Origin of the sequence: Pasteurella canis (assembly GCF_900454865.1) — a bacterium.
In the GTDB taxonomy this organism is placed as follows: domain Bacteria; phylum Pseudomonadota; class Gammaproteobacteria; order Enterobacterales; family Pasteurellaceae; genus Pasteurella; species Pasteurella canis.
The window spans coordinates 457,338-472,779 of record NZ_UGTV01000015.1 but is presented as its reverse complement, the minus strand read 5'-3'; the positions used below and the strand labels follow the sequence as shown (position 1 = coordinate 472,779).

Below are 15,442 nucleotides of genomic sequence, written 5' to 3'. Positions count from 1 at the left end.
GCAGATATACACCGCACGTTCAGTTCAGTTTAGAATTTTAATTCCACATTAACAGCATAATTACGTCCTGGTTGAGTATAGCGATCAATCATACTATTGTTAGGTGTCTCAACAACATCGCCAAATGTCCAATATTTTTTATCAAATAAATTGAACACACCTGCACGAATTTCAATTTGTTTCACTGGTTGATAATAAGCTGTTAGATCCCATACACCATAGCCAGGTGCTTTAAAGTAAGAATATTCAACACCTTTATCGATATAAGTACCTGCCTTACGTTTTTTATCAGACCAGCGGAATTTTGTACCAACACCCCATGTATCTTGCGCGTATTCCACTCCGATAACACCATTCAAAGGGTGAGCTGTAGTTAATGGCTTTTTCGGCGTTAAGGCATAACCTTTCATCCAAGCTACTGTATTAGTGAATGACCAATTATTTGTAAATTGCCATGCCGTAAACAACTCAGCACCATAGGTTTTCACCCTACCTTTATTGCTATAGTACACTTCTCTCAAACAGCCTTGGCAAGGTGGTAATACTTGCTCTGGACTGAGGAAATTTTTGTATTGGTTATAATAAGTATTTAAACGTGCTTTGAACGTATCCGTGCTATAAAGCAAACCAAGATCAAAACTATTTGCTTCTTCAGGTTTTAAATTCGGATTTGGATTAATTTTATATTTTCCTTGAGGTCCCATATTCATTTCAGCACCGACACCAATATATTGTGGATTCGGTAATTTCTTGGCATAAGCATAACCTGCTAATAATGCTAAATTTTCAGAAAGTGGAATATGTAAACGTACGCTTGGTGATAAAGTGCTATAAGTTAATTTTTTATTCACCGCCGCTTTATCTTGATTTGGTGTAGTGTCTAAATGGCTTCCTTTAAAACGACGTTCTTCGTATTGATAGCGTAAAGCAATATTTAACGCCACATCATTTGTAAAAGTCATTTGATCCTGTAAGCTTAAACTATAATTTTTAGTCACTGTTTTTGGAAATAAACGAAATTGTGTATTTTGTATTGATGGGTTTCTAGACTGGATTTGATAATCCTCTGCTCTTACACGGTCTAATTCATCTCGTCTAAACTCAATACTGTTAGATAAACGATGACTCACTGTTCCTGTTTCAAAATCTGTTTTTAACTCAGACTTCACTCCATAGATCGTATGTGCTAGTCGGTTATTATTTTTTGTTGTCTCATTTAATTTATTTCCATTAGAAGCGAAGCTTTCAGAATATTGATAGGTCGTATCATGAATTTTTAAACGTTGGGAATAACCTTGGAAATTTATTTCGTCTAGCCAGTGATTTTCAGGTAAATAACGATAAATGAATCCCATACGTTCACGAGTAAATTTATCTAAAGAAGTCGCTGTTGAAATTTTATCTGTTCTAATAATAGGAGGAGAATTTGGTGCTTGCTGTCTTAGTGGACGTGAAGTCGTTTTTAACAATTCTTCACGTTGTGTATTAACTCGACGCTCATAGTGTTCAAACGTGAATTCGAGGCGATGAACATTGTGGCTAAAGTTTAATTTTGCCAAAACATTTTTCCCTCTTATTACTTGATCATTTGCGACCGTTTTGTTATCACCATTCACATCATTTTCTGCAAAGTTTTCGAGCTCTTTGCTATCACGATGAGTAAGCATTAATAAGCCCTCAACAAACTGAGAATGTCCAGCTAATGTTGCAGTTTTAGTATGAGCATTATAAGTACTACGATAACCATACTTTAATCCTGCATGAAATGGCTTATCAGTATGTACAAAATCACTTGGATTGTAAGTCATCATATTAATACTGCCCCCTAATGCACCATTACCATATAAAGCAGAATTACCTGATTTATCGATATCCACTTGTCGTAAAGTTTCAGGCTCAACCACATCCACGCCAAGTTTTGCAGAAATATTACGACCTACACGTGGACCAGCATCCTCAAAAGGCTCAGCTAAAGGTATACCATCAATATTCATTTGAATTCGTTGATGACGAATCCCACGAATATTATATCCATTATGTCCCATACGCATATTGTCAGTATCGACATCCACACTAGGATCATATTTAACAATATCTTCAATATTTTGTGCCCCAGTCCGTTTTAATTGTTCTTGAGTAACCGTAGATTGCGTATGCGTGACATAAGTACTATCCGCTGTTTGTGATGACACAATAATAGGCATGAGTTCAACAGGTTGAGGTGATTGTGCAAATGCAGCTCCTGTCAATGTAAGAGAAACAAATTGCGCGATATAACGTGGTTTGATTTGCATAATTAACATATCCATACTTTTATTTAACTAAATGATAACAATTATCATTATATATTAAAAGTATGTATTTTGAACGAAATACGCCATAGATTTGTTTTTAAAATGAACTGCTCCAATCTCTTATTATTCTCTGGACATTTTGTTTTAAATATAAAAAAATCTACACTTTTTTATTTTCTAGATAAATAAAGTGTAGATTTTAAGTGTAATAATCTTATTTAGTTCAAATAAGCCTTAGCTTAATCATGTTTCTGAACGATAGCGATTTTCTTCTGTTTCTGGTTCCAGATCCAATTTAGCCATTAATAATTGATCACCATCTTCCTCTGGATTCCCCGTTACTAATAACTTATCACCATAGAAAATAGAATTCGCACCAGCCATAAAACACATCGCTTGCATTTCTTCAGACATCCCTTGGCGCCCTGCTGATAAACGCACATAGCTTTTCGGCATCGTAATCCGTGCAACAGCAATAGTTCGCACAAATTCTGTCCAATCTAATTCTGCTGCTTCTGCTAATGGTGTACCTTCGACTTTGACTAATTGATTTATTGGCACAGATTCAGGCTGTGGATCTAAGTTGGCAAGGCTTGCAATTAAACCTGCACGTTCTTTGCGTGTTTCATTCATCCCAACAATCCCACCGCAGCATACTTTTAAGCCTGCTTTGCGAACTTTACCTAAAGTGTTAATACGATCATCAAACTGACGTGTACCAATCACATTATGATAATGCTCTGGCGCAGTATCTAAATTATGGTTGTAGTAATCTAACCCTGCTGCTTTCAAATCTTCTGCCATGCCGTCTTGTAACAAACCAAATGTCCCACAGGTTTCTAAACCTAATGCTTTTACTGCCTTAATAATTTCAGTAATTTTTGCCACATCTTTTGGTTTTGGACCACGCCACGCAGCCCCCATACAAAAACGCCCTGCTCCACGTGCTTTCGCAATTTTTGCTTTCTCAACAATTTCATCAATCTCTAATAATTGTTGATTTTGTACGCCAGTTTGATAACGAGCAGACTGTGGACAGTAGCCACAATCCTCTGGACAACCGCCTGTTTTAATTGACATTAAGGTAGATAGCTGAATAGCTTTTGGATTAAAGTTTTCACGATGCACTTGTGCAGCACGATAGACTAAATCCAAGAAAGGCGTTTCAAATAATGCTTCGACTTTACAAACCGACCAATACTCGAGAGATGGGTGAGGTGTGAGGGTTCTAACTTGAAAAGATGTTGTCATTGTCATAGTTGTTTTCCGTTTTTATACTGTGAAAATACGGTCTATTTTCCATTAAACCGACGAATCTAAAAGTGATAAATCACTGATCCTACCATTTTTAATTTGAATAATACGATCAACTTTATCTCGAATTTCACTTAATTGATGTGTCACCATCAACAAGGTTAATTTTTTATCATCGCATAGTGTTAAAATTAAGTGCAGCATTTCTGCACGTAATTCGGGATCTAAGGCTGAAAAAGGCTCATCTAATAATAAAATCGGTTTATCACGCAATAAACAACGCGCTAATGCGACACGCTGTTTTTGCCCACCCGATAAATTTTTTGGTGATTGCGCTAATAATTTTCCTAAGCCAACCGCACTTGCCACTTGTTCTACTTGCTGGTTTTCAAGTGTACTCAATTTTAAACTGGGTTTTAATCCTAAAGCGATATTTTGTGCCACTGTTAAATGCATAAATAAATTATTTTCTTGAAATAACATGGATACAGGGCGTTGATGGGGCTGGCTTTGTGTGTGATTTTCATTATTCAACCAAATAATACCTTGTGTGGCAAACTCAAAGCCCGCTAATAAATTCAGTAAAGTGCTTTTACCTGAACCACTTGCTCCCACAATTGCAACTTTTTGGTGTACTGGAATAGACAAATCAAACAGAAAATCTACATTTTTATATTCAAAACGAACTTGTTCTAATTTAATCATTAGTCTCTTCCTTTTGTCGTTCAATCACCACAAAGATCAACAAGCATAGTAATAATAAAATAAAAGCTGTCACTGATGCCTCTTGACTACGATAATGACCAAGTTGCTGATAAAGCAAATGTGGTAATGAGGTAAAATCTTGGCTACCAAACAACGCAATCGCCGTAAAATCACCTAAAGATAATGTACAAGCTAATGCAAACGCATACTGCATTGGCGCACGTAACGCCTGCCACTCAATTAATTTAAAACGTTGCCAACCTTGAATATTCAAAGACTCACATAATTTTTCGTAATACAACATGTTGTTCTGCATTGGTACGGCTAGAATACGCAATACAAAAGGCATTGCCATCAATGCATTACAACATACTACAATAGCAAACAGGTGTATGGTGGAAAAATCAATCTCACGTAATAACATAAATAAGCCAATGGCTAGAACAAGTGTTGGAATAGCCAAAATCATCGTACCAATATTCAGAAGACTTTGTGCGAATAGATGATAATGTAACCAAGTCAAACGTCTTACTAAGAGTAATAATATGACTGACATCAAAACAGCTAACAATGCAGCAGTAGGTGCAATCAGAAAAGAGTAACCTAATGCACGCCAAAGTTGTTCACTAGCCCATAAACTAAAAAACTTACCCGAAAAAAAAGCAGAAACCGCAGTGTTAAATAATGGCAATAATACAAATCCAGTCACGACGACAATTAAGCAACCCTGCCAAATTTGTACCGCACTTGACTGTTTATCTTGCCAATGATTTTTGCTATGTAATGCTACTGTTGAGGCATTTCCCCATAAACTACTAAAGATAAATAACATAAAGCAAATCACACATTGTAATAGCGCAAATAAGGCCGCTTTAGCTAAATCAAATTCAAATAAAATAGCCTGATAGATTGCTACTTCTAATGTTGTGTATTTGGGTCCACCACCTAATGTTAAGACTATTGCAAAGCTAGTGAAGCAAAGCATAAAAATTAACATAAATGCTGAAAAAAATTGTTGGCGCAAATAAGGGAGTTCAATCAAACGGATAAATTGCCAACCACGTAAATTCAACTGAGCAGCTAACTGGCGTTGTTGAACTGGGATACTTTGTAAACATTGCAAGAACATTTTACAAGCTAACGGAATATTAAAGAACAAATGTGCGATTAAGATGCCCGTTAAACCATAAATATTGGGAGTCCAATCACTCCCTAAAAAGATGCTAAACTTAGCTAGCCAGCCTGAGCCACCATACACACCGAGTAATCCAAAAATAGCGACTAAAGATGGTAAAACAAATGTTAACGAAAAGAGCTTAAGAATAAACCGCTTGCCATTGAAATGTTGATAAAAAAAAGCACGCGCAACAAGAAAACCGAATAAGATGGATAAAACTGCAGATAAAAAAGCTTGCCACAAGCTAAAAGCTAACACGTGATGTAAATACTGATCATGAATTAACGCCTGCCAACTGTAATTCCCTTGTACAGAACAAAGCGAAAATAACGCACTACCACAAAATAGCAAGAGAAAGGTAATGACAAAAATTCCGCCCACATAATGTGTTGGGCGGAAATTCTGATGGAAAAAACGCATAGGCATAACAAAAGCATTACTTCGTCAAAGCTGCTTGCCAAACAGCAATCCAGTTTTTAAGCTGCTCTGCATTTACTTTACGAGTATCTAACACCCTCGTTTTTAATTGTTTTTCTTTTAAGGCATCAAAGTGCGGATCAATTTTGCCATTTATTACAGGTAGCATCACATTACTTGTAACTAAATGTTGTTGCGCTTCTGGCTGCAGTAAGAAGCCTAAAAAATGATCGGCACAAGCATTATTACGATCAACCACTTTCGCAGCTGTTTCGATTTGTAAGACCCCACCTTCGGCAAATTCAGTCGCTGTATACTGATCTTTCTGCTCAAATACTAAGTGATATAATGGCGACGTACTATAGCTCACTACTAAATCCGCTTCATCTTTCAAAAATGCGCCATAAGTATCAGACCAACCTTTACCCACAGTAACTGTATGTTTTGCTAACGATTTCCACGCATTTTCTATTTCATTTTGTGGATACACGCTATTCATCCAAATTAACAAACCGCGTCCAACACTGCTAGTACGTGGATCTTGATAGATTACTTTCAAATCTTGGCGCTCAACTAATTCCTTTAAACTTTTTGGTGGATTTGAGACTTTGGTTTTGTCATAAATAAAGGCAAATTGTCCAAAATCATAAGGGAGAAATGTTTGATTTTTCCATTCTATTGGTAAGGAAAGTTGAGATAGGTCGATATTATTTTTTGCAAATAAACCGCTCTTTTCAGCTTCTTCTAATGCATAATTATCTAAACCAACAACTACATCTGCTTTTGTTTTTTTGCCTTCTAAACGTAATCGGTTAAACATGGTACCAGAATCACTCAGTGCAGTGAAATTCACTTGGCATTGTGGATAAGCTTTTTCAAAAGCAAGTTTGATTTTTGGACCCGCTCCCCATTCTGAAGTAAAAGAATCATAAGTATACACATTCACTGTTTGCACTGTTTGGCTTTGTGCAAATACAGTGGCAGAAAAAGCAGAAAGTGCGGTTAATAGAAAAGATATTTTTAATTTAGACATTGTGTCCTCTCTTGTGATATCAGCAAAAAAGTACACAGCAATAATGACTGTTAGTTTCCTACGTCAGTATTAACTGCATCAGGTTCACGGGTATTATCTCAGCTTATTATCAGCACCCCGACTAGGTGAATAAGTCTATAATATTTCGTAGAAAAAGAACAAGATTTATTTTCTACAATATAAAAAACTGCCGTTTCATGCTAAAGTCAGACAGTGAGCCATTAAACTCATTGGCTTAGGATTATTGACCTTTATTCTTTAATCATAGGATAGTTTATGCCATTCTCCCTTGCTCAATTTGATCACACACTCAAACAACTTGCTGAAAATTTACTTCAGAATTTTCCTGAACACTATAATACATCGATTTTTCAGCAAATTGCTCAACAGAAAAATGATCCTCAAACAGCTATCGGACAACTTTATACGGCGATTTGTTTCTCTGATTTTTTTACAGAAACATTAAAAAAACAACCGCACTTTTTACATCAATGTTGGCAGAACCCAATCACTTTATCAGATTGTTCTGAGTACACTGAACGTTTAACAAAGTGCCTCTCTACGATAGAGTCCGAAGAACAACTTTACAAAATCCTGCGACAATTTCGTAATCGAGAAATGGCAAAGCTAAGTTTTTGCCAAAGTTTAAATTTAGGTACAGTAGAAGAAATTTTTATTCGTTTATCCCAACTCGCTGAAAGTGTAATTATTGCTACGCGAGATTGGTTATACGAACGCGCATGTGAAGAGATGGGCACACCAGTCGATGCAGAAGGCTGTGCACAACGATTATATATTCTAGGCATGGGTAAGCTTGGTGGCTTTGAACTCAATTTTTCTTCCGATATTGATTTGATTTTTACTTATCCAAGTAATGGGGAAACAGTTGGGGCAAGAAGAAGTATTGAAAATACTAAATTTTTTACTCGCTTAGGACAACGCTTAATTAATGCACTAGATCAATATACAAGTGATGGTTTTGTATACCGAACAGATATGCGACTACGCCCTTTTGGTGAAAATGGCGCACTTGCATTGAGTTTTAATGCATTAGAACAATATTACCAAGAACAAGGCCGAGATTGGGAACGCTATGCCATGATCAAAGGGCGTATTTTAGGTGCAAGTCCGCAAGATCCTAATGTCAAGCTCTTACAGCAACTCCTCCGCCCTTTTGTGTATCGTCGTTATATTGACTTTAGTGTGATTCAATCTTTACGAGAAATGAAAAGTAAAATTGAACGTGAAGTACGCCGTCGTGGTTTAATTGATAACATCAAACTTGGCGCAGGTGGTATTCGAGAAATTGAGTTCATCGTGCAGGTTTTCCAGTTGATTCGAGGTGGACGAGAAATTCGACTACAACAACATGAATTATTAAAATTGCTGCCTGAAATTAGTAAACTCTCACTCATTACTCCTCAACAAAAAGACGATTTGCAGCTGGCTTATTTATTTTTACGTCGTACTGAGAATATACTGCAAGCGATTCATGACCAACAAACACAACAGCTACCTGAAAATGAGTTAGATCGCCTTCGTTTAGTTGAAGCAACTCGCACATTCACCCAATTAGATCATCATGGTAAAGCAGAGAATGTGGTCTATCCAATTTCAGATTGGCAAAGTTTTTATGCTGTACTATCTCGACATCAACAAAACGTGCGAGCTGTTTTTAACCATTTAATTGGTGAAGAAAAAGAGGACATCAGCGAAACAACGCAATTATGGAATGATTTCCTTGATGCAGATTTAGAGCAAAATGAAATTGAGCAAATGCTCATTGAAAATCAAGTCAATTTGCAAGATATGGATAATATTATTGATATATTAATACAATTTCGTCATGATTTATCTCGCCGTCCAATTGGTACACGCGGACGTGAGGTGCTAAATCAATTATTACCACATTTACTGCAACACATTTTTGCTCATCAGGCATACAATACACTTTTACCTCGCATTCTCAATATTATAGAAAAAATCTTAACTCGCACGACATATTTAGAGTTATTATTAGAACATCCACAAGTGCTCACACAACTGATTGAGCTTTGTTCACAATCTAAATTGATTGCAGAACAAGTTGCTCGTTACCCTATTTTACTCGATGAATTACTTGATCGTAACGCTCTCTTAAATCCACCTCCACATGATCAATATCGGAGCGAATTACAACAATATTTACTTCGTTTACCACCTGAAGATGAAGAACAGATTATTGATGGTCTACGCCAATTTAAACAAACTTCGCTCTTACGTATTGCGGCAGCCGATATCCTTGGTGCGCTCCCTGTTATGAAAGTCAGTGATCACCTTACATTTCTAGCAGAGGCTATTATCGAAGCTGTCGTTAATCTTGCTTGGCAACAAGTCAGTGCTCGCTTTGGTATACCTGCACACTTAGCAGAAAATGAAAAAGGGTTTGCAGTGGTAGGTTATGGTAAACTTGGTGGTATTGAATTAGGTTATAAATCTGATTTAGATCTCGTCTTTCTCTACCAATCGGCTGAAAATAGCCAAACCATTGGTGCTAAACGTAGTATTGATAGCCACCAATTCTACTTACGTTTGGCACAAAAAATAATCAGTATTTTTAGCATGAATACTTTTGCTGGTGTTCTTTATGACATTGATATGCGCTTACGCCCTTCTGGTGAATCAGGCTTATTATGTAGCCCGATTTCTGCGTTTGAAGACTACCAGTTAAATGAAGCTTGGACTTGGGAAAAACAAGCACTAGTACGCAGTCGTGCTGTTTATGGCGAGCAATCCTTATGTGAGCAATTTAAAACCATCCGTCAAAAAGTCCTTTCTGCACAACGTGATATCCAACTACTCAAAACAGATGTCATATCTATGCGTGAAAAAATGTATGAGCATCTTGCTAATACAGAGAGGGATCAGTTCAATATTAAAACAGATCGTGGCGGTATTACAGATATTGAGTTTATTGCACAGTATCTGGTGTTGGCATATGCGCCACAACATCCTGAGTTGTCAGTCTGGTCGGATAATGTTCGTATTTTTGAAATTATGGTAGAAAGTGCGGTCATTTCTGACGAAGTTTCAATACAATTGAAACAATCTTATATCACACTACGTAATCGTATTCATCATTTAAATTTATTAGGACTTCCTCCTATTGTATCCACACAAGAATTTCAAACCGAACGAGAATTTATTATGCACATCTGGGCAAAACTATTAGGTTAATGAAACATTATGATGAATATGATAAAAGAGGTGCATACTGCACCTCTTTTTAATTAAACAAACACTTATTTAATCATTCATAAAGTTTGCTTCAATAAATGAGCGGACGTCTTTAACAAATTGGCGAACAACTTGTTGTTTATCTTGCCCTTCATAATTTTTCCCAATACTCAAAATCCCTTCATCAATTTTATCCAATAAGTATTGCTCTACTTCACTATCTGATAAAACACCATCAAATAATAATATCGTTTTCATTTCACTATTTGACAGCACTAAAGTATTCCCCACAAAATTAGACAAGGTCACCATAGGATGATCTGTTGATAAGTGATATTCAAAATATTTTCGATATTTTTCTTTCAACTTCACTTTATCCGAGCACTTTACTTCAAGTGCTCTTGCATAAAACTCAATTGATTGATTATAAATTTCTAATAAAATTGAAGAATATCCTTCTTCTCGATGATCTGCAAAATAAGTATTGATAAAATCAGCTACATTGATTGAATTTGGATAAAGCTCCTTTAATTTCAGCGCTACTTTCGAAGTAGACTCGCTGCCTAAACTGGCGCGAATATGTAACTGATTTAAATGTTCAATCTTAATTGTACGAGAAATATTACATTTTTCTTTATTTTCTAAATGCGTCACAATACTGGTTCTAAATTGTCTATTTAGCAAATAATCGTAATATTGCTCCTTAAGTAAATGATTATCACCACATTCATTGTCAATCATTTCTTCAATATTATCATCTTTAAAAATAGGGAAGCTTGCTCCAACTGTGGAATCACAAATATGAGCTAGTCCATATTGTTCTAATAATCGATTAAAGTCATATAAATAAAAAGGATGGTTATATTCTTCAAAATACTCATGGTAAATATAATGATCATCTTTCGTTTTAAGGCTATCTGCTGACTCTTTTAATTGTTTATCACCAAAAGAATATTGACTTAAAAACTCAGCAGTACCTTTACCATAGGCGACTTTTTCTAAAGGCGAAAAAGAGTGATCATTTTCCTCTAACACATTGACTCTAAACTTCATCATATCTTTTAACACTTCTAAAGATTTCCAACCTGGATAAGTGTTATAAGAAATCGTTGCTGAGCCATTTTCAGCTAAATGGGATTTTATTAGCTGTAAAATTTTGATACGGACAGATTCAGGTACCCAGCTAAATACGCCATGACAAATAATATAATCAAACTTAACAGATAGGTTCTCGAAATAGGAAATATCTTGGCAAAGAAGCTCTACATTATTTAGACCTAATTGCTCAACAATTTGTCTCCCACCTTCAATCTGTGTTTCAGATAAATCAACGCCAATGAAATGTGCTTTATCATGAATAAACGCACTACAAATGATATTGCCACCAAAACCACAACCTATTTCTAAAACATTTGCTTGGGTAATATCAGGTGTTTTAAACCCGAGCAAAGTCAGTACTGCTTTTTGTCTTTCTGGCAAAGTATGTGAAAAACCTTTTGAAGCATAAGGTAGCTCATTATAGCTTTCTTTAATTAAATCCGTCTTTTCCATTTTTTATACTTATTTTCATTCAAATTAACAAATAGACCTAACGATTAACTGACATAGCCATACGGACATAAGTATGACGACGCCCACGAATAGCAATCGAATAAGTCATAATATTTTCAGGCACAGCAATACCATAGAAACCCGCATCGCCAATATGGTAAATATCTGCGCCTGCCATTTTACTGTTTAACGCAATTTGGCGAATAGTGGCTTCATCAGCCCCTTCTTGACTGGTTCCAATGGCAAGTAAGGCTAATGCGCCCTTGGCATGAATAAACTGGACATATTTTTCTACTTTCTCGACCGTCATACCAGGTACTGTCCCAGGTGCGGCAAGTAGAATGATATCTGCACCTGCTTCAATAAAATTAGCTAAATCCTGTTGTGAGATGATGTTACTGCCCGTTTCATTTGCGACACCAGCACCATGCATTTTACCTGCAATAATCAACCCCTCTTCACCGAAAACAGCTCTAGCACGTTTAATCGCATTGACAATTTCCTGATTGGTTACTCCAGTTTTGGGATTACCTGTTAAACAAATAAAATCAAAACCTAATTTTTTTGCTTGCTGTAAAGATTCGGTTGTCGCAATTCGTCCCGTTGCTATCGTATCTAGGGCTTCTATTTGTTCTGCATTGATGTCTACAGGTTCTAAATTAATACCAATTGGGCGACCAATTAATTGCTTTAAAGTATGAATCGTTTGATCTGCTTTATCACATTCTAATCCATTAACATGTGGTTGAAAAACATCAAACAAATTCAATAAAATCAAGTCGGCACCAAATGCTGCGGCTAATTCAGAATTCGTTATATTCGGATATAAAGGTTGAACCGCTACCATGTTTTCTGACAGCATCACTCGCCCTTCACTCGCACGAATAGCTTGTTTTAATTGTTGTCCATTCATTTGTTTGAAATCTGTAGCAGTACAGTCAAGTAGTCGTTTCATAAGTTCATCTCTTAAGTGTGTTCATTTAAACATGTTTGCATTGTAACAAGCCGAATTGACGAAAGAAAGTGCGGTCTGTTTTTCTCTATTTTTAGCAATTTGAAAAAAAGTGCGAGTCATTACTCGCACCTTCTCATTCTTAATATCTGTTAAAATACTAATTCACGATCACCATTTTCATCTTTAATACGGTTTGGCAAGCCAATGTTGTTTAAAAGATTCAAAAATGGTTTTGGATCAAGCTGCTCAACATTACACATCTCACCGACATCCCATTCACCTGTGGCAATGAGTAATGCAGCGGCTACCGCTGGCACTCCGGCAGTATAGGAAATGCCTTGGCTACCGACTTCTTCATAAGCTTCTTTGTGATCTGCGACGTTATAAATAAAAATTTCTTTCTCTTTACCGTCTTTTTTACCTTTCACCAAATTACCAATACAGGTTTTACCAGTATATGTTGGTGCTAAAGACGCTGGATCTGGCAACACGGCTTTCACAACCTTAATTGGAATCACCTCTAAACCTTCAGCGGTTTTTACAGGATGAACCGATAATAACCCCAGATTCTTCAGTACATTAAATACATTAATATAATGCTCACCAAAGCCCATCCAAAAACGGATATTTGGGACATTTAAATGTGTTGATAACGAGTGTAGCTCTTCATGACCTGTCAAGTAAGAATTTTGCATACCAACTATTGGCAGATCATCCGTACGCTTCACTTCAAACATCTTGTTAGCTACCCATTGACTATTTTGCCAACTCCAAACTGTCCCTGTAAACTCACGAAAATTCACTTCTGGATCAAAGTTAGTAGCAAAATAACGACCGTGGCTCCCTGCGTTAATATCAATAATATCAATACTATCTACGCTATCAAACTCATCATTGACTGCATATGCGGCATAGGCATTAACAACCCCAGGATCAAAGCCTGCACTTAAAATTGCAGTCACATTGTTTTGTTTACATAACTCACGACGTTTCCATTCATAGTTTGCATACCAAGGTGGTGTTTCGCAAACTTTACTTGGATCTTCGTGCATTGCGGTATCAATATATGCAGCACCAGTTTCAATACAAGCTTGTAATACGGACATATTGACAAATGATGGCCCCACATTAATCACAATTTGTGATTCTGTTTTTTGAATTAATGCTTTCGTCGCTTCTACGTCAAATACATCAATTTCAAAGCATTCAATGGTCGCTGGTAGTTTAAAATTACCTTTTTCTACCACACTTTCCGCAATGGCTTGGCATTTTTCAATTTTGCGTGAAGCAAGAGAGATTTTACCAAGTACATCATTATGTTGCGCGCATTTATGTACCACAACTTGTGATACGCCACCCGCACCAATAACCAAAACATTTTTTTTCATTTAGCATTTTCCTCCCAAGTACCGAGCTTGCTAAAGGATCGGCATAGGCGTTAATAAAAACCTGATACATATTGAAAACCTAAAAAGTCAATATCAGGGCAGAGATAGCTTTATCATCCAATACGATAAAGTTAAACCGAAAAAGTGCGGTCTGTTTTAACAAAATTTTGCTAACATCAACCGCACTTCTTATTCATTATTAAGATAGACTCTCAACATAATCTTGATAGCCAAATTCTTTTACCACTCGAACTGAACCATCAAGTTCTTTAATCACAATGGCTGGCATATTTACACCATTGAACCAGTTTTTCTTCACCATGGTATAACCAGCCGCATCACAAAATGAGATGCGATCACCAATTTTTAATGGTTTTTCAAAATGATATTCACCAAAAATATCACCAGCCAAACAAGATTTACCACAAACCATATATTCATATTCACCTTTGCCTTTGAAGGCATCTGGCAATAATTTCGCTTCGGAGCGATAAATTAATAAATCTAGCATATGTGCTTCTGTTGCCGCATCCACAATCGCTAATTCTTTACCGTTATTTAAAACATCTAACACCGTGACTTCTAAACTTGTACTTAGCGTAATCGAAGCTTCACCTGGCTCCAGGTATACTTGTACAGCGAACTTATCAGAAAACTGTTTTAAACGTTCTGCAAATGCCTCTAATGGATAATTTTCACCAGTAAAATGAATGCCTCCTCCAAGACTGACCCATTTCACTTGGTGTAATAATTCGCCAAATTCATTTTCAATGCGATCAAGCATCTCGCAAAATTTATCGAAATCTTCATTTTCACAATTATTATGAAACATAAAACCATTTATTAAAGGCATGATTTCACGGATTTTATGAATATCCCATTCCCCTAAACGACTATGTGGACGTGCAGGATCAGCAAGTAAGAAACTTGACGTACTGACACGAGGATTCACACGTAATCCACGTGGTAAATCCCCAGTACGATCTGCAAAGCGTTGTAACTGATTAATGGAATTAAAAATAATTTTATCTGCATTCGCGACCACTTCATCAATTTCCTCATTTGAATAAGCAACGCTGTAAGCGTGGGTTTCACCACCAAACTTTTCTTTACCAAGCTTTACCTCATATAATGATGATGAAGTTGTGCCATCCATAAATTGACTCATAAAATCAAACACCCCCCATGTCGCAAAACACTTCAAGGCAAGTAATGCTTTTGCACCTGACTTTTCACGTAAATAGGCGATTTTTTCCATGTTACGTAACAGCTTACTTTTATCAATCAGATAATAAGGTGTTTGTAATTCAGTCATTTTATTTTTAACCCCTTTTTTACTCATTTATTCATAAAAATTAAAGCTAGCCATTATAGCCAACTCCAATTAATGAGCAATCGTTTTCCCCATTATTTATTGTTCTTTTTTGAATAAATATGCCATAGTGCAAAAAT

10 protein-coding genes and 1 riboswitch are annotated in these 15,442 nt (G+C 36.3%); of the genes, 1 reads left to right on the top strand and 9 read right to left on the bottom strand.

All coding sequences use genetic code 11. The annotated features are described in order from the left end of the window. Positions 1 to 29: 29 nt before the first annotated feature. The 5 genes from DYE19_RS02840 to thiB all read right to left on the bottom strand — a co-directional run bounded on the left by DYE19_RS02840 (position 30) and on the right by thiB (position 6,880). Positions 30 to 2,294: a TonB-dependent hemoglobin/transferrin/lactoferrin family receptor gene (locus DYE19_RS02840; protein ID WP_167409466.1), complete on the bottom strand. Its 2,265-nt coding sequence runs from the start codon at positions 2,292 to 2,294 to the stop codon at positions 30 to 32. Between the two features lie 243 nt (positions 2,295 to 2,537). After that, positions 2,538 to 3,551: a biotin synthase BioB gene (gene bioB / locus DYE19_RS02835; RefSeq protein ID WP_049213963.1), complete on the bottom strand. Its 1,014-nt coding sequence runs from the start codon at positions 3,549 to 3,551 to the stop codon at positions 2,538 to 2,540. Positions 3,552 to 3,596: 45 nt separating this feature from the next. After that, positions 3,597 to 4,253 carry a thiamine ABC transporter ATP-binding protein gene (thiQ, locus tag DYE19_RS02830; RefSeq protein WP_115322541.1) on the bottom strand — a complete coding sequence of 219 codons (657 nt, stop codon included), beginning with the start codon at positions 4,251 to 4,253 and terminating at the stop codon, positions 3,597 to 3,599. Continuing rightward, positions 4,246 to 5,856: a thiamine/thiamine pyrophosphate ABC transporter permease ThiP gene (gene thiP / locus DYE19_RS02825; protein WP_115322540.1), complete on the bottom strand. Its 1,611-nt coding sequence runs from the start codon at positions 5,854 to 5,856 to the stop codon at positions 4,246 to 4,248. Before thiP ends, thiQ begins: the two co-directional genes overlap by 8 nt. 10 nt (positions 5,857 to 5,866) lie before the next feature. Beyond that, positions 5,867 to 6,880: a thiamine ABC transporter substrate binding subunit gene (gene thiB, locus DYE19_RS02820; protein WP_115322539.1), complete on the bottom strand. Its 1,014-nt coding sequence runs from the start codon at positions 6,878 to 6,880 to the stop codon at positions 5,867 to 5,869. Positions 6,881 to 6,918: 38 nt separating this feature from the next. Then, positions 6,919 to 7,010: riboswitch (TPP riboswitch) on the bottom strand. Between the two features lie 146 nt (positions 7,011 to 7,156). Between thiB and glnE the strand changes: the two genes are divergently transcribed. Further along, positions 7,157 to 10,096: a bifunctional [glutamate--ammonia ligase]-adenylyl-L-tyrosine phosphorylase/[glutamate--ammonia-ligase] adenylyltransferase gene (glnE, locus tag DYE19_RS02815; protein WP_115322538.1), complete on the top strand. Its 2,940-nt coding sequence runs from the start codon at positions 7,157 to 7,159 to the stop codon at positions 10,094 to 10,096. A 69-nt stretch (positions 10,097 to 10,165) separates the two neighbouring features. Here glnE and DYE19_RS02810 read toward each other — a convergent pair whose 3' ends face one another. The 4 genes from DYE19_RS02810 to nspC all read right to left on the bottom strand — a co-directional run bounded on the left by DYE19_RS02810 (position 10,166) and on the right by nspC (position 15,305). Then, positions 10,166 to 11,647 carry a class I SAM-dependent methyltransferase gene (locus DYE19_RS02810; protein WP_115322537.1) on the bottom strand — a complete coding sequence of 494 codons (1,482 nt, stop codon included), beginning with the start codon at positions 11,645 to 11,647 and terminating at the stop codon, positions 10,166 to 10,168. A gap of 37 nt (positions 11,648 to 11,684) precedes the next feature. After that, the gene (locus tag DYE19_RS02805) at positions 11,685 to 12,602 is read right to left on the bottom strand and encodes a DUF7916 family protein (protein ID WP_115322536.1); all 918 of its coding nucleotides are present in this window, start codon (positions 12,600 to 12,602) and stop codon (positions 11,685 to 11,687) included. Between the two features lie 149 nt (positions 12,603 to 12,751). Further along, complete coding sequence (locus tag DYE19_RS02800; RefSeq protein ID WP_115322535.1) at positions 12,752 to 13,990, bottom strand: saccharopine dehydrogenase family protein; 1,239 nt, start codon at positions 13,988 to 13,990, stop codon at positions 12,752 to 12,754. 199 nt (positions 13,991 to 14,189) lie between these two features. Further along, positions 14,190 to 15,305 carry a carboxynorspermidine decarboxylase gene (gene nspC, locus DYE19_RS02795; RefSeq protein ID WP_049213994.1) on the bottom strand — a complete coding sequence of 372 codons (1,116 nt, stop codon included), beginning with the start codon at positions 15,303 to 15,305 and terminating at the stop codon, positions 14,190 to 14,192. Between the last annotated feature and the right edge of the window lie 137 nt (positions 15,306 to 15,442).

Coding starts and splice junctions, on each gene's coding strand:
- DYE19_RS02810 (WP_115322537.1), bottom strand. CDS start 11,647: ATGGAAAAGACGGATTTAATTAAAGAAAGCTATAATGAGCTACCTTAT.
- thiQ (WP_115322541.1), bottom strand. CDS start 4,253: ATGATTAAATTAGAACAAGTTCGTTTTGAATATAAAAATGTAGATTTT.
- DYE19_RS02805 (WP_115322536.1), bottom strand. CDS start 12,602: ATGAAACGACTACTTGACTGTACTGCTACAGATTTCAAACAAATGAAT.
- glnE (WP_115322538.1), top strand. CDS start 7,157: ATGCCATTCTCCCTTGCTCAATTTGATCACACACTCAAACAACTTGCT.
- DYE19_RS02840 (WP_167409466.1), bottom strand. CDS start 2,294: ATGCAAATCAAACCACGTTATATCGCGCAATTTGTTTCTCTTACATTG.
- nspC (WP_049213994.1), bottom strand. CDS start 15,305: ATGACTGAATTACAAACACCTTATTATCTGATTGATAAAAGTAAGCTG.
- bioB (WP_049213963.1), bottom strand. CDS start 3,551: ATGACAATGACAACATCTTTTCAAGTTAGAACCCTCACACCTCACCCA.
- thiB (WP_115322539.1), bottom strand. CDS start 6,880: ATGTCTAAATTAAAAATATCTTTTCTATTAACCGCACTTTCTGCTTTT.
- thiP (WP_115322540.1), bottom strand. CDS start 5,856: ATGCCTATGCGTTTTTTCCATCAGAATTTCCGCCCAACACATTATGTG.
- DYE19_RS02800 (WP_115322535.1), bottom strand. CDS start 13,990: ATGAAAAAAAATGTTTTGGTTATTGGTGCGGGTGGCGTATCACAAGTT.